This window comes from Geodermatophilus obscurus (assembly GCF_900143215.1).
GTDB classification, from domain to species: Bacteria; Actinomycetota; Actinomycetes; order Mycobacteriales; family Geodermatophilaceae; genus Geodermatophilus; species Geodermatophilus obscurus_A.
The window spans coordinates 284,707-305,497 of record NZ_FRDM01000002.1 but is presented as its reverse complement, the minus strand read 5'-3'; the positions used below and the strand labels follow the sequence as shown (position 1 = coordinate 305,497).

Annotated in this window: 17 protein-coding genes; 10 read left to right on the top strand and 7 right to left on the bottom strand. The window is 75.8% G+C overall.

The window, feature by feature from the left end:
• Positions 1-112: 112 nt before the first annotated feature.
• The 5 genes from BUB17_RS27640 to BUB17_RS03795 all read left to right on the top strand — a co-directional run bounded on the left by BUB17_RS27640 (position 113) and on the right by BUB17_RS03795 (position 5,119).
• Entirely contained in the window at positions 113-1,792 is a 1,680-nt protein-coding gene (locus tag BUB17_RS27640) for a helix-turn-helix transcriptional regulator (protein ID WP_072913566.1), read from the top strand.
• Positions 1,793-1,891: 99 nt separating this feature from the next.
• The gene (locus tag BUB17_RS03805; RefSeq protein WP_072913563.1) at positions 1,892-2,746 is read left to right on the top strand and encodes a class I SAM-dependent methyltransferase; all 855 of its coding nucleotides are present in this window, start codon (positions 1,892-1,894) and stop codon (positions 2,744-2,746) included.
• Between the two features lie 503 nt (positions 2,747-3,249).
• A complete protein-coding gene (locus BUB17_RS03800) occupies positions 3,250-4,539 on the top strand; it encodes a glycerophosphodiester phosphodiesterase (protein WP_072913560.1) in 1,290 nt (429 codons plus the stop codon).
• Complete coding sequence (locus tag BUB17_RS26590; protein ID WP_175561263.1) at positions 4,536-4,709, top strand: hypothetical protein; 174 nt, start codon at positions 4,536-4,538, stop codon at positions 4,707-4,709. Before BUB17_RS03800 ends, BUB17_RS26590 begins: the two co-directional genes overlap by 4 nt.
• Before the next feature lie 50 nt (positions 4,710-4,759).
• Positions 4,760-5,119, top strand: coding sequence for a carboxymuconolactone decarboxylase family protein (locus tag BUB17_RS03795; protein WP_072913558.1), 360 nt, complete (start codon positions 4,760-4,762; stop codon positions 5,117-5,119).
• 65 nt (positions 5,120-5,184) lie between these two features.
• Here BUB17_RS03795 and serA read toward each other — a convergent pair whose 3' ends face one another.
• The 6 genes from serA to BUB17_RS28150 all read right to left on the bottom strand — a co-directional run bounded on the left by serA (position 5,185) and on the right by BUB17_RS28150 (position 10,684).
• Entirely contained in the window at positions 5,185-6,393 is a 1,209-nt protein-coding gene (gene serA, locus BUB17_RS03790; RefSeq protein ID WP_072913540.1) for a phosphoglycerate dehydrogenase, read from the bottom strand.
• A gap of 98 nt (positions 6,394-6,491) precedes the next feature.
• Positions 6,492-7,226: an HpcH/HpaI aldolase family protein gene (locus tag BUB17_RS03785; RefSeq protein ID WP_072913537.1), complete on the bottom strand. Its 735-nt coding sequence runs from the start codon at positions 7,224-7,226 to the stop codon at positions 6,492-6,494.
• A 143-nt stretch (positions 7,227-7,369) separates the two neighbouring features.
• Positions 7,370-8,338: a class I SAM-dependent methyltransferase gene (locus BUB17_RS03780; RefSeq protein ID WP_244276881.1), complete on the bottom strand. Its 969-nt coding sequence runs from the start codon at positions 8,336-8,338 to the stop codon at positions 7,370-7,372.
• A 184-nt stretch (positions 8,339-8,522) separates the two neighbouring features.
• Entirely contained in the window at positions 8,523-9,347 is an 825-nt protein-coding gene (locus tag BUB17_RS03775; protein ID WP_244276879.1) for an alpha/beta hydrolase, read from the bottom strand.
• A 44-nt stretch (positions 9,348-9,391) separates the two neighbouring features.
• Positions 9,392-10,420 (bottom strand): site-specific integrase, encoded by a 1,029-nt coding sequence (locus tag BUB17_RS03770; protein ID WP_072913534.1) that lies wholly within the window; start codon positions 10,418-10,420, stop codon positions 9,392-9,394.
• 141 nt (positions 10,421-10,561) lie between these two features.
• Positions 10,562-10,684 (bottom strand): hypothetical protein, encoded by a 123-nt coding sequence (locus BUB17_RS28150; RefSeq protein WP_280173847.1) that lies wholly within the window; start codon positions 10,682-10,684, stop codon positions 10,562-10,564.
• Positions 10,685-10,786: 102 nt separating this feature from the next.
• On the opposite strand from BUB17_RS28150, the gene BUB17_RS03765 reads away from it, so the two are divergent.
• The 4 genes from BUB17_RS03765 (at position 10,787) to BUB17_RS03750 (ending at position 16,751) form a co-directional block, all read left to right on the top strand.
• The gene (locus BUB17_RS03765; RefSeq protein WP_072913531.1) at positions 10,787-11,992 is read left to right on the top strand and encodes a coiled-coil domain-containing protein; all 1,206 of its coding nucleotides are present in this window, start codon (positions 10,787-10,789) and stop codon (positions 11,990-11,992) included.
• Positions 11,993-12,157: 165 nt separating this feature from the next.
• A complete protein-coding gene (locus BUB17_RS03760; RefSeq protein ID WP_072913528.1) occupies positions 12,158-13,183 on the top strand; it encodes a 3-oxoacyl-ACP synthase III in 1,026 nt (341 codons plus the stop codon).
• On the top strand, positions 13,180-15,774 hold the full coding sequence (locus tag BUB17_RS03755) for an alpha/beta fold hydrolase (protein WP_244276877.1): 2,595 nt from the start codon (positions 13,180-13,182) through the stop codon (positions 15,772-15,774). Before BUB17_RS03760 ends, BUB17_RS03755 begins: the two co-directional genes overlap by 4 nt.
• A complete protein-coding gene (locus tag BUB17_RS03750) occupies positions 15,771-16,751 on the top strand; it encodes an NAD-dependent epimerase/dehydratase family protein (protein ID WP_072913525.1) in 981 nt (326 codons plus the stop codon). Before BUB17_RS03755 ends, BUB17_RS03750 begins: the two co-directional genes overlap by 4 nt.
• A 199-nt stretch (positions 16,752-16,950) precedes the next feature.
• On the opposite strand, the gene BUB17_RS03745 is transcribed toward BUB17_RS03750, so the two are convergent.
• Positions 16,951-17,466: a hypothetical protein gene (locus BUB17_RS03745; RefSeq protein ID WP_072913522.1), complete on the bottom strand. Its 516-nt coding sequence runs from the start codon at positions 17,464-17,466 to the stop codon at positions 16,951-16,953.
• 536 nt (positions 17,467-18,002) lie between these two features.
• Here BUB17_RS03745 and BUB17_RS03740 point away from each other — a divergent pair.
• Positions 18,003-20,771, top strand: a complete 2,769-nt coding sequence (locus BUB17_RS03740) for a helix-turn-helix transcriptional regulator (RefSeq protein WP_072913519.1) — start codon at positions 18,003-18,005, stop codon at positions 20,769-20,771.
• The last annotated feature ends 20 nt before the right edge of the window (positions 20,772-20,791 follow it).

The window sequence follows — 20,791 nt, the reverse complement described above, 5'->3', positions numbered from 1 at the left end:
CCCCTCGAGCGCGATCCGACCGGTGCCGCGTCTCCCCGGCACCAGTCCCCTCGCCTCGGGACCCGCACCGGCGAGGGAACCGGAGACACCGGGACGGGTCGACACTGTGCCCATGGCTGGTGCGGTCGACCGGGGCCGTGAGTCCTTCGAACGGCGAGCCTGGGCAGACGCGTGGTCGCGGCTGTCTGCCGCGGATCGCGACACACAGCTCGAGCTCGACGACCTGGAGCGGCTGGCGGTCGCTGCGTTCCTGATCGGCAGGGACGAGGAGAGCGTCGACGTCTGGGGGCGTGCCCACCACGTGTGGATGCGGCTCGGCGACGTCGCCCGCGCCGCCCGTTGCGCGTTCTGGGTGGCCTTCGTCCTGGTGAACAGGGGCCAGCTGGCCCGCGCCGGCGGGTGGATCCACCGGGCGCAGCGGCTGCTCGACGAGACCGGACCGGACTGTGTCGAGCAGGGCTACCTCTGCTACGCCGCCGCCCTGCGCCGGACGTTCGAGGGCGACCCGGTGGGTGGCAGTACGGGATTCGCCCGGGCTGCCGCGGTCGGCGACCGCTTCCACGACCCCCAGCTGGGAGCACTGGCCCGGGCCGGGCGGGGCCGCTGCCTGGTCCACCTCGGGGACGTCGCAGAGGGGATGGCGTTGATGGACGACGCCATGGTCGCGGTCACGGCGCAGGAGGTGTCACCCACCGTGGTCGGCGACCTGTACTGCACGGTGATCGAGGGGTGCCAGGAGGTCTGCGACGTGCGCCGGGCCCAGGAGTGGACCGCGGCGCTGAGCCGCTGGTGCGAGCGCCAGCCGCAGCTGGTGCTCTACCGCGGTCAGTGCCTGGTGCACCGTGCCGAGCTCATGCTGCTCCGGGGGGCGTGGTCGGACGCCGGGGTCGAGGTGCGGCGCGCGTGCGACCGCCTCGCCCGGCCCGGCGGTCAGCCGGTCCTGGGTGCCGCGTACTACGTGCGGGCCGAGCTCCACCGGCTCCGGGGGGAGTTCCCGGCGGCGGAGGATGCGTACCGGCGCGCCCATCGATGGGGACGCCGGCCGGAGCCCGGCCTGGCGCAGCTCCGCCTGCGGCAGGGCCGTGTCGACGAGGCCGTCGCCGCCATGCGCCGCGTCCTGGACGAGGGCGGACAGTGGGGAACGCGGTCCACGCTGCTGGGCCCCTACGTCGAGGCCCTGCTCGCCTGTGGCGACATCGCCGCCGCCCGCGCCGCGGTCGACGAGCTGTCGACGCTCGCGTGTGGGTGGAGCACGCCCTTGCTGCGCGCAACGGCGCTGCACGCCACCGGCGCGGTGCTCCTGGCGGAGGGAGACACGGGCGCCGCCCTCACCACGCTGCGTCGCGCGCTCGCGGACTGGTGCGAGCTGGAGGCGCCGTACGAGGCGGCGCGGACGCGAGTGCTGATCGGGCTGGCCTGCCGGACGCTGGGAGACGCGGACGGCGCACGCATGGAGTGGAACGCGGCACGTTCGGTCTTCCGGGAGCTCGCCGCGGAGCCGGACCTGACCTCGGTCGAGGCGCTGTCGCCGGGCACGTCGCACCGGGGCGAGGGTGGGCTCACCCCCCGTGAGGTGGAGGTGCTGACGCTGGTGGCGACGGGCCGTACCAACCGGGCGATCGCCTCCGAGCTCTCGATCAGCGAGAAGACCGTCGCCACCCACGTGAGCAACGTCTTCACGAAGCTGGGGCTGGCGTCCCGGTCGGCGGCCACGGCCTACGCCTACACGCACGACCTCGTCCAGGTGCCCTCCGCAGAACCACCGACCCGGCGTTCCCCGCGATCTCCATGATCCGTCCGATGCGGCGGCCGTGCCCGGCTTCCTACCGTCGTTCCCAGCCGGCACCCACGTCACCACGGCGCCGGCCGGCCCGACAGGGAGGACCGGACCATGGGAACGGACACAGGGACGAGAGCGACTCACCACGAGGTGGACCCACCGGAGGCCTGGGACGCGATCGCGGCGGGATACGACCAGTTCGTCGCGCCGGGCGAGGCCCCGGTCGCGCACGCGGGTCTCGTCCTCGCGGGCCTGGAGGCGGGTGACCGGTTCCTGGACGTCGCGGCCGGACCGGGCGGCCTGAGCCTGCCCGCCGCCCGCCTCGGCGCCAGGGTCCTGGCCACCGACTGGTCCCCGGCGATGATCGAGCGGTTCACGGCACGCGTCCGGGAGGAAGGGCTCCGCGACGCCGAGGCGCGCGTGATGGACGCCCACGCTCTCGACATCGAGGACGACACCTTCGACGTCACGGGATCGCAGTTCGGCGTCATGCTCGTCCCGGACCAGCCGGTGGCGCTGCGCGAGATGGTCCGGGTGACCCGACCGAGAGGACGGGTCCTGGTGATCGCGTACGGCCCACCGGCCGAGTTCGAGGCCCTGCAGTTCTTCATCGCGGCGCTGCGTGCTGTGGCGCCCGACTTCACGGGGCTGCCGGACGATCCCCCGCCGCTGGAGTTCCAGGTGGCGGATCCGGACGTCCTGCGCCGGCGCATGACCGACGCCGGTCTGAGAGCCGTCACGGTGGACACCACCCATCAGGAGCGGATCGAGATCCGTTCGGGACGAGGGTTGTGGGAGTGGATGCTGAGCAGCAACCCGATCGCCGGGGCGATCGTCGGCGACCTCACGGCCGATCAGCAGGCCACCATGCGACGGGTCCTCGACGGCATGCTGCCTGGACGTCCAGGCACCGAGAGCCCCGCCGTGCTGACCGCGTCCCTGAACATCGGCGTCGGTACCAAATGACGACCCTCCACGTCGCAGGACCCGGAGTCCTGACGAGGGCGGAGGCCCGTCGCCGGCGCGGTCGCGACCGAGGACCGGATGCGGTGCTTCCCGGGCCCGGAGTCGGTGCGCGCCGGCGTTGCGCTGGTCCTGGCCGCGGAAGCCGGCCGGTCCGATCACCTGCGCCGCGAGCTGTTCGCTGCCCGACCCCCGAGCACAGCGGCGGCTTCGCCGCCGAGGACCTGCTCGGTCCGGGGCGGCGCGTGGACCTCGACGACCCGGCCCACGTGACGGGCGCCGGGGAGGGCGGTACGAGGCCTGGGCGGTCGAGGCCGATCGGGCGTTCCAGGAGCAGGACCCGCAGGGCAGCCCCGCGCTGCTGCTCGACGGCGAGCCGGTCGACTCCGCCGCGCAGTACGACGCCCGGGCGCCGGGGGACCTGCCGCGCGGCTGACTCCGGACGAGTCCGGACCGGGGCGGCCGCTCGGGCCCCGGTCGCGACGTCGGGGCCCCAGGATCACCCCGTGGACTTCGCCGACCTGAGCCGGCCGTTCGTCATCGCCCACCGCGGCGGGGCCATGCAGGTGCCCGAGCACACGATGGAGGGCTACCGGGTGGCGGTGGGTCAGGGCCTGCCGGTTCTCGAGCAGGACGTCTCCACGCTCGCCGACGGCGGCCTCGGCGTCATGCACGACGGCACCGTGGACCGCATGACCACCTCCAGCGGCAACGTCGCCGATCACACGTCGGTGTCCTGGAAACAGCTCGACATCGACGCCTCGGTCACCCTCGGCGGAGGCTGGCCCGACGGGCTGCGCCCGCCGCTGTTCGAGGAGGTGCTCACCGAGTTCGGCAACCGCGTCCTGCTGTGCGCCGAGGCCAAGAGCAGCGACGCGATGGAGCCGATGATCGACGCGCTCGATCGACGCGGGATCAGCCCGGCGTCCGTCCTGCTCCAGTCCTACGCGCTCGCCGACTGCCGGCTGGCGCGCTCGCGGGGGTGGGGCGTCATCTGGCTCGGGAGCACCGACGTCGAGCGGGCCGCCGCCGAGGGCATCGGCTGGATCGGTCCGGAGGTGGGCTCCGTGACCCCGACGGTGTGCGCACGAGCGCATGCCGTGGGGATCGAGGTGGCCTGCCACACGGTGAACCGCCGGCACCTGCGGGACGTCCTCGTCGCCGACGGCGTGGACGCGCTCTTCTCCGACGATCCCGTCTACATCGCGGGGGACGCGGCGCGGCGCACCTCGGACCTGTTCGCCCGCCAGGTCTGGCTGCCCGGGATGCTGGCGGACACCGGCCGCGGCCGGTTCCACGCGGACGACGGTTCCTGGGGCTTCGACGTCTCCGGCACCGCCACCTCCACGCTCATGGGTTTCCTGGCACCGCCGGATCCGGTCGCGTTCACCCTGCGCCTGGCCCTCCGCGTGGACGAGACCTGCGCCGACAGCCGCGCGAGCTGCGGATGGGTCCTGCTGAGCACCGACGACCACCCGTACCGGCCGTCGTCCGGTGCGTCGGCCGGCGTCGACGGCTACCTCTTCCTCCTGCGCGGGGACGGCAGCCTGCACATCCACCGGGTCGTCGAAGGGATCGCCACTCCGCTGGCGTCCTCGGCGGGGGCGACGGCGCTGACGATGGGTGCCTACGTGCCGCTGCGGATCACCGTCACCGGGTCCGGCCTCCGCTTCACCCGAGCCGGCGACGTCGACGAGACCGTGACCGTGACGGACGCCGGCTCCCGCCCCGTGCCCGTCGTCCACCTCGGCGGCGCGTTCGCCGGGGTGCGCTTCAAGGACGTGGTGCTCACATGACCGACGCATGGGAACGCCCGGGCCACGGGCCGTCCGACCCGGAGGGCTACCTCGTCGAGCAGACCCCCGAGGGCTACCGCTGGACGTGCCGGGCCGACGGCCGCACCGGCGGGCCGTTCGCCAGCCGGGACGAGGCCGTCCTCGCCGCCGAGGCCGACCGCGACGCCTGAGGCACCCGGAGCACCGAGCCCGGCGGGACGGCGGCTGGCACGATCGCGTCATGAGCCACGGCCACGCCGTCCAGGACGAGCTGCGCGAACCGTCGCGCGCGCTGCGTCGCGCCATCCCCGAGGTCTACGACGGCTACCGCCAGATGCACGCCGCCGCCTACGCCGCGGGCGCCCTGGACGCGAAGACCAAGGAGCTGATCGCGCTCGCCATCGCGGTCAGCAAGGAGTGCGACGGGTGCATCGCGTCGCACGCCCGTGGCGCCGTCCGCACCGGCGCGACCGAGGAGGAGGTCGCCGAAGCGCTCGGCGTCACCATCGCCATGAACGGCGGACCGGGCACCGTGTACGGCCCACGCGCGTTCGCGGCCTACCGGGAGTTCGCGGAGTCCGCGGACACCCTCCCGGGCTGACCGGCGGGCGCCTCGGCGGACCCGGGACCGCGTGCGCGGGTGCGGGGCGGACCCCTGGCCGTGCGTCAGCCGGCGCGGTGCCCGAAGGTCGTCAGGCGGACGGTCTCCGGGAGCGCCGCGAGCGCGGCCAGCAGCTCGGGGGGCAGCGCGGCGCCGACGTCGGTGACCGCGTACCCCAGCTCCCCGCGGGTGGCCAGCACCTGACCGTCCACGTTGAGGCCGTGCTCGCCGACCAGCGCGTCGGCGCGGGCGAGGACGCCGGGCACGTTGCGGTGCAGCAGCGCGAAGCGGGCCGCCGACGACCCGTGCAGGACCGCGGTGGGCAGGTTGACGCTCAGCGTCGTCGTCCCGGAGCCGGTGTAGTCGACGAGCTTGCCGGCGACGAACCGCCCGATGTCGTGCTGGGCCTCCTGGGTCGACCCGCCGACGTGCGGCGTGAGGATGACGTTGGGCAGTCCGCGCAGCACGGAGCTGAACGGGTCGCCCTGCTCCCGCGGCTCCTGCGGGAACACGTCGACCGCGGCTCCGGCGATGTGGCCGCTGAGGACGTGGTCGCGCAGTGCCTCGTGGTCGACGACGAACCCGCGGGAGAGGTTGAGGAACAGGCTGCGCCGGGGCATGCGGGAGAACTGCTCGGCGCCGAACAGCCCCGCGTTGCCGGCCCGCCCGTCGACGTGCAGCGTCACGGTCTCCGACCGCTCGAGCAGCTCCTCGAGGCTGCCGCAGGCCTGCGCGTTGCCGAGTGCGAGCTTGTCCTCCAGGTCGTGGAACAGCACCCGCATGCCGAGCGCCTCGGCGAGCACCGAGAGCTGGCTGCCGATGTTGCCGTAGCCGACGATGCCCAGGGTCCGCCCCCGGATCTCGTGGCTGCCGGCGGCGGACTTGTCCCAGGTGCCGGCGTGCAGCGCGCGGTCCCGGTCGACCAGCCGCCGGGCCAGGATGATGATCTCCGCGATCGCCATCTCCACCACGCTGCGGGTGTTGGAGTACGGCGCGTTGAACACCGCCACCCCCGCCCCGGCGGCCGCGGCGAGGTCGATCTGGTTGGTGCCGATGCAGAAGGCCCCCACCGCCGCGAGGCCGGGGCGGCGGCGCAGGACCTCCGCGGTGACCTGCGTCTTCGACCGGATGCCCAGCAGATCGACGCCGTCGAGCGCGGCGGCCAGGTCTGCCTCGTCCAGCGCTCCCCGCAGCGACTCGACCGCGTAGCCGGCCGAGCCGAGCAGGTCGGCCGCCACCGGGTCGATGTTCTCCAGCAGCAGGGCTCTGGGCACGTCTCCGGACCTCCTCCACCGCGGGACCGCCGGTGGACCGCGTCGGGTGCAGTATCCCGGCGCGGGAGGGATGCGCCGGCGACCGGGGTGGCCGACGGTCAGCCCGGCCGGCCGCGGGCGACGCCGAGGTGGTGCGTTGCGGCCTCGCCGAGGACGGCGGCGTCGACGGCGACCGTGACGATGGTCGCGCCCCCGGCGGCGTGGCCGGCGGCCTCCTCGCCGCTGCGGGCGTGCACCCCGACGGGCACGCCCGCGGCACCGGCCCGGGCGACGATCGAGGACAGCACGGCGTGCAGCTCCTCCCGGCGTTCGTCCCCGGTCAGCTGCAACGACAGGGACAGGTCGCCCGGCCCGACGTACACGCCGTCCAGTCCCTCGACGGCGAGGACGGCGTCGAGGTCGTCGAGTGCGGTCGCGGCCTCCACCATCACGATCACCAGGGGCTGGTCGGCTCCGCCGGCGAGCCGTCCGATCGACCGCCCACCGGCCGGGGCGTACCGGCAGGCGGCGACGACCTCCCGGGCGTGGTCGGCGTCGCGCACGTTGGGCACGATCACGCCGCGGGCGCCCAGGTCGAGCGGGCGCCCCACGTCGGCGAAGGCCGGGCTGCGGGTCCGGACGAGCGGCACCGAGCCCGCCGCGGTGATCGCCGCCGCGACGCCCGGCAGCTCGGCCTCGGCCGCGGCGCCGTGCTGCAGGTCCACGACGACGAAGTCCGCTCCGGTCCGGGCCAGCACCTCGCCGGTCACCGCGCCGGGCAGCTGGCTCCACAGGCCGTGGCACGGCCGGCCCTCCGCCCACCGCCGCCGCAGGTCCACCTCGCTGATCGCCATCCCCGCACCCACCCCTCCGCCCGACCCCGGCGGCACCGGACACCGCCCGGCACGATCCTGCTCGGGGGCTCCGGCGCGCGCGACCGAGGCTGCGCACCCGCGGCGGGCGGGGCCGGTCCGAACGGGGGCGGGCCCCCGTCCGATCACCGTTCTGCTGTTCCGGCGTCGCGACCCGGTGTCGCGGCTGCCGACGACGGCTCCGCCGACCCGCCGGACCCACGGTCGTGACCGGGAGCCGTGCCGGCCGGGGATTCGGTCACCCGGACGACCACCTGCTCGTCGTCGTGGGTGTAGCCCTCGTAGCGGAAGCCGATGCCGCTGGCGGCCACGAACTCCTGCCAGGCGCGGTGCTCGTGCTCCTCCCAGCCGGCGTAGTTGAAGTACTCGTCGAACAGCAGAACGGTGCCGGGACGGAGCCTCGGGCCGACGTGGTCGAGCACCGTCCGGGTCGAGGAGTACAGGTCGGCGTCGAGGTGCAGGAAGGCCACCGGCCCGGGATGGTCGGCGAGGAACCCCGCCAGCGTGTCCTCGAACAGGCCGACGATCAGTTCGGCGCCCGGGATCGTCGGCACGGCGTCGACCTCGAAGGCGCCGGCCGGGAAGCGCGACCGCCAGTTCTCGGGCAGGCCCGTGAAGGAGTCGAACCCGTACACGTCCCTGCCGCTGCGGGCCTGCGCGATGACCGTCAGCGTGCCACCGGTGTAGACGCCGAACTCCAGCGCCATCCCGTCGTCGGGCGCCAGCCGGAGGGCGTGCTCCAGGGTCTCCGACGCGTCCGCGTACAGCGCGGCGTCCGGCATCCGCTCCTGGGCGAACCGCGCGCTGGCCAGGACGGCCGCCCGCTCACCGGCGGCCCGGAGATCGCGGCGCTCGCGCATCTCCGCCTCGTGCACCGCCGTGATCACCCGCTCGGCCTGCCGGTGCAGCATCTCCTCGACGTCCCTGCCGTGCCGCCGGACGAGGTCCTCGAGGTCGGCACGTGCCCGCGCCACGAGGTCCTCCAGCTCGGCGACCAGGACGTCCTGCCCGGGTGCCGCCCGCCCGCCCGGCCGACGCGGACCGACGGCTCCGCGTGCGCGTACCCGCAGTGCCCGACGGACTCGACCCAGCACCCTCGGCTCCTGTCGCGACGGCTTCCAGGGAGGACCCGACCCCGCGCGCGCCACCGCACCGGGCCGGTCTGGGCGGCTCGCCGCGCGGTGCGCGGCCCGCCCGCGGTTCGTCGACAGCGTCCCAGGATCCGGACGGGGCGGCCTGCCGACGGCACGTCGGCACCGGTCGGGCCGGCGGACCGGATCACGGCCCGGGGGTCGCGGTGGCGAGTTCGACGACGGCGTCCACCAGGGCCCGGCCGTCGAGCAGGGCGGCGTCGTTGTGGCCGGCGCCGGGGACCTCGATCCGGCGGTGCAGCCGGGCTGCGGCGTCGGCGACCTGCCGGCTCTGCCGCGGGGGCACGATCGTGTCGGCGGCGCCGTAGACGACCGTCGTGGGCGCCCGCACCTCGGCGACCCGCGCGGCGACCGGGTACCGGTCGCGCAGCAGCGACCGGACCGGGAGGAACGGGTAGTGCACCTCGCCGACGGCGGCCAGGTCGACGAACGGCGACCGGAGCAGCAGGCCGGCCGGGGGGTGGTCGACGGCCAGCTCGGTGACGACGGCGCAGCCCAGGCTCTCGCCGTAGTAGACCAGCCGCCCTTGGGGGACGCCGGCCTCCTCCAGCAGGTGGCTGCGCGCCGCCCGGACGTCGAGGGCCAGGCCCTCCTCGCTGGGGCTGCCGGGGTTCCCGCCGTAGCCGCGGTAGTCGAACAGCAGCACCGCGAGCCCGGCCGCGGACAGGGCCCGCGCGAGCGGCGCCCGCATCCCGCGGTGGCCGCCGTTGCCGTTGGCCACGAGCACGGCGGGGGCGTCGTCCGTGGGACCGGGCACGAACCAGGCGCCCAGGGTCAGGCCGTCGGCGGTGGTCAGCTCGACGTCCCGGGCTCCGGGGACGGCGTCGGCGGCGGCCGGCACGGGACCGGCGTCCGGCAGGTAGACCAGCCGTCGCTGGAACGCCCACAGCAGACCCACCAGCACAGCCAACAGGACGACGACGGCCACCGCCGTCCGCAGCGCGCGCAGCACGGCCCCATGGTGGTTGCGGTGCGGCGGCGCCGGCCGCCGGCGGGTCACAGCCCCAGGGAACCGGAGGCGGGGTCGGCCCAGCGGCTGGAGGCGTCGTAGGTGCGGACGACGAGGGACTTCCACCGCCCGGTCCGGCTGATCTCCTTCTCGGACACGCCCTGGGCGTAGGCCGTGGTGGCGAAGCCGCGACGCAGCGAGTGCGGCGACAGGCCCTCGGCGGAGACCCCGGCGCGTGCGGCGGCGCGCTCCAGCACGAGGTCGACGCTGCGGGTGGTCAGCGCGGTCGCCCCGAGCCGCGGGGTGCGCCCCTTCCCCACCGACCGGAACAGCGGGCCGGAGGTGACGCCCTGCTCGGCCAGCGCGGTGCGCCAGGCACGGACGGCGCGGACCGGGCAGGTGACCTCGCGGACGCCCTCGGCCAGGGCCAGGGTCTCCCCCGCGCCGTCCTGGTCGGTCTTGGAGAAGCGGACCAGGACGTCGAGGCCGCCGTGCCCGGCCGGGGTGAGGTCCTCGATCCGCAGTGCGCACAGGTCCGAGGCCCGCAGGCCCAGCGCGTAGCCCACCAGGATCAGGCAGCGGTCGCGGGTTCCGCCGAGGGTCGCGGGGAGGTCCTCGACCAGCGCCCGCACGGTCGCGGTGTCCACCGCGCGGGCCCGCCGCGGCCGCTGGCCGGACCGGGCTGCGGTGCGGCGGATCCCGGCCATGGTGCGCCGCACCCCCTCGCTGCCGCCGGGCGGCAGGTGCCCGGCGGTGCGGTGGGCGTCGTTGAGCGCCGCCAGCCGGCGGGCGATGTAGCTGGTGCTGCGGCCCTCGTCGGCCATCGTGGCCAGCCATGCGGCGACGGCCAGCGGATCGGCGGGCAGCACGGAGGACAGCGACCGGCCGGCGCACCAGGCCACCCACGCCCGCATGTCGCGCGCGTAGGACTTCCGGGTGTTCTCGGCCTGCGCCGAGGCGAGGTAGTTGCCCACGAGGGCCAGTTCGACGGGCGACAGCAGCCCTTCGTCGCCCAACGGCTGCGGGACGACTGCGGTCTCCGCGACGTCGTCGTGCGGGCCGGTCCGAGAGGTCACGGAGGTCCTCCTGCTGGAGTCCAGGAGCACGATTCGTGGTCGTTGTCCGCTGAGCCGATCACGGGGACGTCGCCTCACGTGCCTGCATCATGATCGTTCGGGTCGGCAACCGGCACCCCGCTCTCGGCGTCGGTTCGCTCATCAGCAGCACTTCCACTGGCGCACGTACTCCGCGGCCAGTGCGAGGAGGTCGGCGTTGTTGTCCGCGTGACCGACCAGGACGTTGCACCCACTGCTCGCCTCATCCCCGTGCCGGTCGATCACTACCGATAAACACCCTATCTACGAAGTCATCTGTGGAGGCAGTTCGGGCAATCCACCGGATAGATGAATGCACGGACGGGCATTCGACTATGGTCAGCGAGCATGACGGCGGCGGACGGGACCCAGGACGACGGCCGCTGCGCCTATCCCGGCTGCGCCGAGCCGCGCCGGCCCCGCAGCCCGGGCCGCAGCGGCCCCTCCCCCAAGTTCTGCGCCCGCCCCGACCACAACCCGCAGTCGGCACGCCAGGCGCGGGCCCGGGTGTCCGGGCAGCGGGCCGGCCGCGTCGTGGCGACGGCCGGGGCGCTGAGCGAGGAGCTGCCTCCCGAGGGCCGGGTCCGGCAGCTGGTGGGCCGGTGGGCCGCGGCGACCCGGGAGGCCGCCGTCGCGGCCGAGGCGCAGGCCGCCCTGCTCACCGCGGCCGTCGAGGCGCTGGACGAGTACCGGGACGAGACGACCGTGGAGGCCCGGCTCGCGCAGGCCCGGTCCGACGTCGACGCCGCGCAGGCCGCGCGGCTGCGGGCCGAGGAGCAGGCCCGGCTGGCCGAGCAGCTCCGCGCGGAGGCCGAGGAGGCCCGCCGGTCCGCCGAGCGCGACGCCGCGGCGGCCCGGGCCGACGCCGAGCAGCAGATCGCGGCGGCCCGGGCCGACGCCGAGCAGCAGATCGCGGAGGCCCGGACGCAGGCCGCGCACCGCACCGGGCTCGCCGAGGAGGCGCGCGACGCGGCCGAGACCGCCCGCCGCGAGGCGGAGGCCGAGCGCGACCGGGCCGGAGAGGAACGCGCCGCCGCCCTGACCCGGGCGCACGACGCGGACCTGCACCGCCGGGCGGCCGAGGCCGACGCCGGAGCCGCACGCCGGGCCGAGCGGCGCGCCCGCGAGGAGGCCGCCCGCGAGCACGACGCCCTCGTCGAGGCCCGCGCGCAGTGGAGCGTCACCGAGCGCAGCCTCACCGAGGCCGTGCAGAGCCGGACCGGGCAGCGCGACGAGGCCGTCGCCGCTCGGGACGAGGCACGGGCCGCCGCGGCCGCCGCGCGGGAGCAGGCCCGCGACGCCGAGCGGGAGCGGGACGCGGCCCGGCGCGCGGAGCGGGACGCGCGGAGCCTGGCGGACGGCGCGGCCAGCCGGGCGGCGGCCGCCGAGCAGGCCCGCCTCGAGGCCCTCACCGACGCGGCCCGGGCCGCGCAGCGCGCGGAGGACGCCGACCGCCGGGCGACCGGTGCCGAGACGACGGCGCGCGAGGCGAGCGAGCGGGTCGGCGCGCTGACCGCCGAGCTGGCGTCACTCCGCGCACGACTGCCACGCTGACCTCGGGAGGCGCTCCGGTCCGCGCCGGTGGACAGTGGACGGTGGCGGGGCCCGGGACGCGAGCGAGGGGCCGGGCGGCATGGCGTCGGACCGGTCGGGTAGTACGTGTCTTCACCGAGGGCGGCGCGGCAGGGAGTCGACCCTTCCGAGGAGTGGACTCCAGACATGAGCGGTAACGCCACACACAGGTTCGGCAACACGGCCGTCCTGGCACTGCAGACGACCGACGCCACGCGGGTCGTCACCTCCGACGCGCTCGACGACGTGCTCGCCGACACCTACCGGCGGGTCGGGCTGCGGCCCGGCCTGCTCGAGCGGCTGGCCGGCATCCAGGAGCGCCGCTGGTGGGCCGACGGCGTCACCTTCGTCGAGGGCGCCGCCGAGGCCGGTGCGAAGGCCATCAGCGAGAGCGGCGTCGACCCGGCCGCGATCGGCCTGATGGTCAACACGTCGGTGAGCCGCAAGCACCTCGAGCCCTCGACCGCGGTGGCGGTCCACCACGCGCTCGGCCTGCCGCGCTCGTGCCAGAACTTCGACGTGACGAACGCCTGCCTCGGCTTCGTCAACGGCATGGAGCTGGCGGCGGCCATGATCGACTCCGGGATGGTCGAGTACGCCCTGGTCGTGAACGGCGAGGACTCCCGGCCGGTGCAGGAGCGCACCCTCGACCGGCTCAACCAGCCGGGCACGACCTCCAAGGACGTGATCGCGCAGTTCGCCACCCTGACCCTGGGCTCCGGCGCCGTCGCGATGGTGCTCGGCCGCGCCGACCGGCACCCCGAGGGGCACCGCCTGGTCGCCTCGGTGAGCCGCGCGGGCACCGAGCACCACGAGCTGTGCATCGGCGACAACGACCTGATGCGCACCGACCTCAAGGGCCTGCTGGACGCCGGCCTGGCGCTGTCGGAGGACATGTGGGCCGACGCCGCCGCCGAGGTCGACTGGGCCCGCGGCATGAGCCGCTACATCGTCCACCAGGTGTCCAAGGTGCACACCAAGGCCATGTGCGACCGGTTCGCCATCGACCCCGCGCTGGTGCCCACGACGTTCCCGACCCGGGGCAACCTCGGCCCGGCGTCGGTCCCCTACACGCTGGCCGGTCAGCAGGACTCGCTCGTCGACGGCGACCGGGTGCTGCTCATGGGCATCGGCTCGGGCCTCAACGTCTCCTGCCTCGAGCTCGCCTGGTGACAGCGGACGCGTTGCACCCGCCCACCCCGCCCACTTCGCCCGGCCCGCCGGCGCTGCCCGGCCTGGACCCCGCCTGGTCCCGCACGGTCGTCGTCGCCGACTCCACCGGCGTCAAGCACACCTGGCACGTCCTGGACAACGGCGTTCCGGACCCGGTCGGCACGCTGCTGTGCGTCCACGGCAACCCCACCTGGTCCTACCTGTGGCGGCGGCTGCTCGCGGCGGCCCCGCCCGGCTGGCGGGTCGTCGCACCCGACCAGCTCGGCATGGGCTTCTCCGACCGGCTGCCCGGGCCGCGGCCGCTGCGCCAGCGGGTCGCCGACCTCGGCGACCTCACGGCGGCCCTCGGTGTCACCGGGCCGGTGGTGACCGTCGGGCACGACTGGGGTGGCGTCATCTCCCTCGGTTGGGCGCTCGAGCACCGCGCTCAGCTGCGCGGCGTCGTGCTGGGCAACACCGCCGTCGCCATGCCCGAGGGCGACCTCGGCCCGGCGCTCATCCGGATGGCGCACGCGCCCGGTGTGCGGGCGGCGGTCACCGTCGGCACCCCGGTGTTCGTGCGGGCGACGACGGCGCTGTCCCGGCCCGCGCTGCCGGCCGACGTCCGGCGCGCCTTCGCCGCGCCCTACCGCTCGCCGGCGCGACGGCGGTCGGTGGGCGACTTCGTCGCCGACATCCCCTTCTCCCCCGGTCACCCGTCCCGCCCGGTGCAGGAGGCGATCGCCGAGGGCATCCGCGGCCTCGACGTCCCGGCCCTGCTGCTGTGGGGGCCGCGCGACCCGGTCTTCGGCGAGCGCTACCTGGCCGACCTGCGCAGCCGTCTGCCCCAGGCCCGGCTGCACCGCTACGAGGGCGCCTCCCACCTGCTCCCCGAGGACGCCCCCCGGTACGCCGAGGCGGTGGCGCAGTGGGTGAGCGACCTCGGGACCGGCCCGGACGGGCCGCCCGTCCGCCCGGCGGGCGACGCCGCGCGCCGGCTGTGGTCGGCCCTGGACGAGCGGTCCGGCGACGACGCCGCGGCCGTGGTCGAGGTCGGCGGCACGACGTCGTCCTGGTCGGCGCTGGCCCGGCGGGTGCGGGACCTCGCCGCCGGCCTGGCCGCCTCCGGCGTGCGCCCCGGGCACCGCGTCGCGCTCCTCGTGGAGCCCTCGGCCGACCTCACCGCGGCGGTGTACGCGGTGTGGCGGGCCGGCGGCGTCGTGGTCGTGGCCGACAAGGGCCTGGGGCTCGCCGGGATGCGCCGCGCCCTGCGCAGCGCGGCGGTCGACTGCGTGATCGGCAGCCGTCCGGGCCTGGCCGCGGCGCGGCTGATGGGCCTGCCCGGCTCCCGCATCGCGGCCGGCCGGCCGGGCCGGGCCGCGCTGCGCGCACTCGGCGCCACCGCCACGCTCGACGAGCTGGCGGCCCGCGGCCGGTCGGCGCCGGTGCCCGCGGAGGTCCCGGTGGACGACGACTGCGCCGTGCTGTTCACCTCCGGTGCCACCGGACCGGCCAAGGGCGTCGTCTACACGCACCGCCAGGCCGCCGCGCAGCTGGACCTGGTGCGCGCCACCTACGGCCTCACCGCCGACGACCGGCTGGTGGCGGCGTTCGCGCCGTTCGCGATCCTCGGGCCGGCCCTGGGCATCGGGTCGGCGGTGCCGGACGTCGACGTGACCGCGCCCGGATCGCTGACCGCGGCGGCGCTGGCCGACGCCGCGGCCGCCGTGGACGCGACCGTCGTCTTCGCGTCCCCTGCGGCGCTGCGGCGGGTCGCGGCCACCGCGGCGGACCTGTCGGCGGAGCAGCGGGCGGCGCTGGCCCGGGTCCGGCTGCTGATGTCCGCCGGCGCGCCCGTCCCGGCGTCGCTGCTGCGCTCGCTGCAGGAGGTCCTGCCCGCCGCCGACGCGCACACGCCCTACGGCATGACCGAGGTCCTCCCGGTCACCGACGTATCGCTGGCCGGCATCGAGGCCGCCGGCGACGGCGAGGGGGTGTGCGTGGGTGCCCCGTTGGCGGGCGTCACCGTGCGGGTCAGCCCGCTGTCCGCCGAGGGCACCGCGGACGGTCCGCTCACCGACCGTCCCGGTGTGGTGGGCGAGGTCTGCGTGCGGGCGGCGCACGTCAAGGACCGGTACGACGCGCTGTGGGCGCTGGAGCGGGCGGCGTCCCGGGACCCCGGCTTCCACCGCACCGGCGACGTCGGCCACCTCGACGCCGACGGCCGGCTGTGGATCGAGGGGCGGCTGCAGCACGTCGTCGCCACGGCCTCCGGCCCGGTGACGCCGGTCGGGATCGAGCAGCGGGTGGAGCGGGCCGACGGCGTGTCCGCTGCCGCGGCGGTCGGTGTCGGACCGCCCGGGACGCAGGTCGTCGTGCTGGTCGTCGTGCCGTCCGAGGGCCTCTCCGGGCGATCCCGGCACCGCCTGGGCCTGGCCGGCGCGGAGCTGGCCGACGCCGTCCGCGCGGCCGCCGGCGTCGACGTGGCCGCGGTGCTGACCGCCTCGGCGCTGCCGGTGGACATCCGGCACCAGTCGAAGGTCGACCGCGGCGAGGTCGCCCGCCGGGCCGCCCGGCTGCTGGCCGGGGCGCGGGCGCAGCGCCGCTCGTGAAGGTCCTGGTCACCGGCGCGAGCGGGATGCTGGGCCGGGCGGTGGCCACCGGGCTGCTCGAGCGCGGCGACGAGGTGACGGTGCTGCAGCGCCGTCCGTCGGGCCTGCCCTGCCGGGAGGTGCTGGGCGACGTCGCGGACCCGGCGGTCGTGGCTCGCGCCGTCCGCGGTCAGGACGCCGTGCTGCACCTGGCCGCCAAGGTGGACGTGACCGGCCCGTGGGCCGAGTACGTCACCGCCAACGTCGACGGCACGCGGACCGTCGTCGACGCGTGCCGGGCCGCGGACGTCGGCCGGCTGGTGCACGTCTCGTCCCCGTCGGTGGCCCACGCCGGGACGGCGCTCGCCGGGGTCGGCGCCGGCCCCGCCGACCCGGAGCGGGCCCGGGGCCGCTACGCCCGTTCCAAGGCGATGGCCGAGACGCACGCGCTGGGCGCGGACTCCTCCGCGCTGGCCGTGCTGGCCGTCCGCCCCCACCTGGTGTGGGGCCCCGGCGACACCCAGCTCGTCGGCCGCATCGTCGAGCGGGCGCGGGCCGGGCGGCTGCCGGTGATCGGCTCGGGTGCGGCGCTCATCGACACGACGTACGTCGACAACGCCGCCGCGGCCCTGGTCGCCGCCGTTGACGTGTGCGGACCGGTGCACGGCGAGGCCCTGGTCGTCTCGAACGGGGAGCCGCGCCCGGTGGCGGAGGTCATCGGCCGGCTGTGCCGGGCCGCCGGGGTCCCCGTGCCGCGGCGCCGGGTGCCCTTCGGTGCGGCCTACGCGGTGGGCGCCGCCGTCGAGGGCGTCTGGGCGTTGACCGGCCGCCGGCAGGTCCCCCCGATCACCCGCTTCCTGGCCGAGCAGCTGGCGACCGCCCACTGGTTCGACCAGCGCCGGACCCGGGCCGCGCTGGGCTGGCGCCCGCAGGTGAGCCTGGACGAGGGCTTCGCCCGCCTGCGGAACTGGTGCCTCGGCGCTCCTCCCGTGACCTGACGGCGCCTCTCCGACCGCACACCAGGAACGCCATGATCGGCGGATCGGCCACCGTGTACGGCCCACCGGCGTTCGCGGCCCACCGGGAGTCCGCGGCGTCGCCGGACACCCGCCAGGGCTGACCAGCGGTCGCCTCGTCAAGACCGGAGCGGAACCGGATCGGCGACCACCGGTCGTCGGGCCGACGTGCACGGTCGTGTCACGCGCGGGCAGCGGCAGCTCCTCCGCTGCTGTGCCACACCGACCAGACCAGGGCCAGGGTGCTCCCGGTCAGCGCGGCCGTGCGGAGCAGGTTCGCCCGCAGCAGGCTGTCGACGGTGGCGGGAGACCGACCGGCCTCGTCGAGCCGGTCGTGCATGGGAACCGCCCAGAACACCGTCGACGCGATCGACACGAGCCCGGCGACGCTGACGACCGCCGCGACGGGCGGGGGCACCTCGGGCGGTCGCGTCCAGTAGAACGCGGCGCCGGCGAGGAAGGACGCGAAGCCCGGCATGACCACCACGGGAGGGATCGCCTCGTTGTACTGCCGGTGGTAGGCGGCGAACTCCGCGTCACCGACGGCCCGGTACAGCGGGTACGACACCACCCGCGCCTGCCAGCCCAGCGCCGTCGAGTAGGCGGTGAGCGCGGTCAGCCCGGCGAGGTTCAGCTGCCGCCACCGACGAGGAGGGCGGGCGGACCGGTGCGAGAGGGCGAGCCCGGCGTCCGGCATGGGGACTCCTGGGTGCGGTGGGCCGTTCCGGATCGGTTCCGCGGATCCTCCTCGCTGCGGTCGCGGAGCTCCAGGCCGATCGCCGCGGTACCACGCGCAAACGCGTGGACCGCCTCGCGTTGTCCTCGGTCCCCCGCAGGTGGGCACCCGGGTGCGCACCACCCCGCTCGGGCGCCGACCTGCCCGGCGGAGGCGGCAGCCGGACCACGTGGCCGTTCTGATCGACGGACCTGGCGAGGGAGTCGAATGACGCATGTGCGTCCCGGGGGCCTCCCCTAGCCTGGCTGCCTCGAGAGAACTCCCGACCCGCCTGCTCCCGGGGAGCAGGTCCTCTCTCCAGCTCACCCGGCGGAGCGGCGCAACGGCGGTCCCGTCCCGCGGCTCCCGCCCGACGGCGGACCCGCTCGGCGGACGGCTCCGGTCTCGTCCGGCTCCTCGACATCGGGTTTCGACGCGGCCGGTCGACAGATCCGGTGCCGAACGGCGGGGCCGCGCCGTGGGCGCTCCGCTCCCCCGACGACCTCAGGAGGTGCGGTATGTCGAGGACCCGCTCATGGCCCGGTCTGCTGGGACGACGCAGCGAGTGCGACACGCTGAGCGGGCTCGTCGCCGCTGCGAAGGCGGGCCGCAGCCAGGTCCTGGTGCTGCGTGGCGAGGCCGGGATCGGAAAGACCGCGTTGCTCGACGTCCTGCTCGAACGCGCAGCGGGGTGCCGAGTGGCCCGAGCGGCCGGTGTCGAGTCGGAGATGGAGCTCGCGTTCGCCGGCCTGCACCAGTTGTGCAGCCCCCATCTGGAACGGCTGGACAAGTTGCCCGACCCCCAGGCTGAAGCGCTCGGCACGGCATTCGGCCTGCGCCCGGGCAGCACTCCGGACCGCTTCCTCGTGGGCCTGGCGGTGCTCGCCCTCCTGTCCGAGGTGGCCGAGGAACGACCGCTGATCTGCGTCGTGGACGACGCCCAGTGGCTGGACCGGGCGTCCGCGCAGGCGCTGGGGTTCGTCGCACGCCGGCTCGCGCACGAACGCGTGGCGATGGTGTTCGCAGTGCGCGCGTCCGACGAGGAGCCCGAGCTGAGCGGATTCCCGGAACTCGTGGTGCGGGGCTTGAGCGCCTGCGATGCGGCTGCGCTCCTGGAGTCCTCGGTGACCGGCGTGCTCGACCCCCGGGTACGTGACCGCATCCTGGCCGAGAGCCACGGCAACCCGCTCGCCCTCCTCGAGCTACCGAGAGGGCTCTCGGCGGCCGACCTGTCCTTCGGGGGCCAGACCGGCCACAGCGCGACGCCCCTCGTCCAGCAGCTGGAACAGGGATTCCTCCGCCAGGCGGCGCCCCTCCCGCCGCAGGCACGTCGACTGCTGCTGACTGCGGCCGCCGAACCGGTCGGTGACGTCCAGCTGCTGTGGCGCGCCGCCGAGCGGCTCGGCATCGGGTCCGCAGCTGCGGCTGCGGCAGAGACCTCGGGCCTGGTCGAACTGCGCGACCGGGCTCGGTTCCGGCATCCGCTGGTCCGTTCGGCGGTCTACCGCTCGGCCACACCCGCCGAACGGCGGGAGGTCCACCGAGCGCTGTCCGAAGTCACCGACCCGGCGACGGATCCCGACCGTCGCGCTTGGCACCGCGCCCGTGCCGCCGTGGGCCCGGATGAGGACACCGCCGCAGAACTCGAACGTTCTGCCGGCCGCGCCTTCTCGCACGGCGGCCTGGCGGCGGCCGCCGCGTTCCTCGAACAGGCCGCGGCGCTGACGCCCGATCCGGCGCGGCGAGCGGGGCGCTCTCTCGACGCCGCCCAGGCCAAGGTGCACGCCGGGGCACTCGACGACGCCGCAGCCCTCCTGGCCACGGCCGACGAGGGGCCACTCGGGGATGCCGGGCGGGCACGGATCGACCTGCTCCGGGCGGAGATCTCCTTCGCCGCGAACCGTGGCAACGAATCGCTGCCACTGCTGCTGCCAGCGGCCCGCCGGCTGGAGCCGCTCGATGCGAGACTCTGCCGGGACACCTACCTGGACGCGCTCTCCGCTGCGCTGTTCGCCGGACGGCTGGCCGCTGGTCCGGGAGCACGACAGGTCGCCGAGGCCGTGCGGGGAGCGCCGACGCCGGATGCTCCGCGCAAGGGGGACGCGCTGCTGGCCGGGCTCGCGGTGCTGTTCACCGACGGGTACGCCTCCGCGGCGCCGCTCCTGCACCGGGCCGTGCGGGCGTTCGTCGCGGAGGAGTTGACACTGGACGAAGCACTGCGTTCGGCCTGGCTCGCGGCGGCCACGGCCGCGTCCCTGTGGGACGACGGCAGCTGGGACGTCCTCACCCGTCGGCACCTGGACGTCGCCCGTGACTCGGGCGCCCTCAGCGCGCTCCCCCTGGCCCTCCACACCCGTGCCGTCGTGCACCTCTTCACCGGAGAGCTGGCCACGGCGGCGTCCCTGGTGGAGGAGGTCCGGTCCGTCACCGAGGTGACGAGGAGCAGTCTCGCGCCCTACGGGGAGGTCGGGCTGCACGCCGTGCGGGGGGACGCTGCGCAGGCCGAGCCGCTGATCGACAACTGCCTCGAGGACGTCACCGCCCGGGGCGAAGGGGCCGGCGCCACCATGGTGCAGTGGGCTCGGGCGGTGCTGTGCAACGGCCTCGGCCGCTACGAGGACGCGCTGCGTGCAGCTCGGGAGGCGGCCGCGTCCGCCCTCGAACTCGGACCACCCAAGTGGGCGCTCGCGGAACTCGTCGAGGCGGGCGTGCGCACCAGGGACACCGAGGCAGCGGCTGCTGCGCTGGACGAGCTCTCGACGATGACACGAGCCAGCGGGACGGAGTGGGCCCTCGGTATCGAGGCGGGCGGGCGCGCCCTGCTGAGCGAGGGTCGCGCCGCCGAGGAGCTCCACGTGGAGGCCATCGACCGGCTCGGCCGCACCACCGTCCGCGTCGAGCTGGCTCGGGCACGTCTGCGCTACGGCGAGTGGCTGCGCCGGGAGGGTCGACGCGTCGACGCCCGCGCCCAGCTGCGGCCCGCCCACGAGGCCCTGACCGCGATGGGTGTCGACGCCTTCGCCGAGCGCGCGCGCCACGAGCTGCTGGCCACCGGGGAGGTCGTGCGCAAGCGCACGTCGGAGACCACCGGAGAGCTCACCGCCCAGGAGGCCCACATCGCCGGGCTGGCCACCCGAGGGCTCACCAACCGCGAGATCGGCGCCGAGCTGTACCTCAGCCCCAGGACCGTCGAGTGGCATCTCCGCAAGGTCTTCACCAAGCTGGAGGTCAGCACACGCCGCGAGCTGCGGCGGGCCCTGTCACACCGCGCCGCCATCGCGATCTGACCGGCCGCGCAGTCGGCGGT

Bases quoted from the DNA above. Each gene is read 5' to 3' on its own strand.
- BUB17_RS03785 (WP_072913537.1), bottom strand. From the start codon at position 7,226: ATGGCGATCAGCGAGGTGGACCTGCGGCGGCGGTGGGCGGAGGGCCGG.
- BUB17_RS03760 (WP_072913528.1), top strand. From the start codon at position 12,158: ATGAGCGGTAACGCCACACACAGGTTCGGCAACACGGCCGTCCTGGCA.
- BUB17_RS03765 (WP_072913531.1), top strand. From the start codon at position 10,787: ATGACGGCGGCGGACGGGACCCAGGACGACGGCCGCTGCGCCTATCCC.
- BUB17_RS03740 (WP_072913519.1), top strand. From the start codon at position 18,003: ATGTCGAGGACCCGCTCATGGCCCGGTCTGCTGGGACGACGCAGCGAG.
- BUB17_RS03805 (WP_072913563.1), top strand. From the start codon at position 1,892: ATGGGAACGGACACAGGGACGAGAGCGACTCACCACGAGGTGGACCCA.
- BUB17_RS03795 (WP_072913558.1), top strand. From the start codon at position 4,760: ATGAGCCACGGCCACGCCGTCCAGGACGAGCTGCGCGAACCGTCGCGC.
- BUB17_RS03745 (WP_072913522.1), bottom strand. From the start codon at position 17,466: ATGCCGGACGCCGGGCTCGCCCTCTCGCACCGGTCCGCCCGCCCTCCT.
- BUB17_RS26590 (WP_175561263.1), top strand. From the start codon at position 4,536: ATGACCGACGCATGGGAACGCCCGGGCCACGGGCCGTCCGACCCGGAG.
- BUB17_RS27640 (WP_072913566.1), top strand. From the start codon at position 113: ATGGCTGGTGCGGTCGACCGGGGCCGTGAGTCCTTCGAACGGCGAGCC.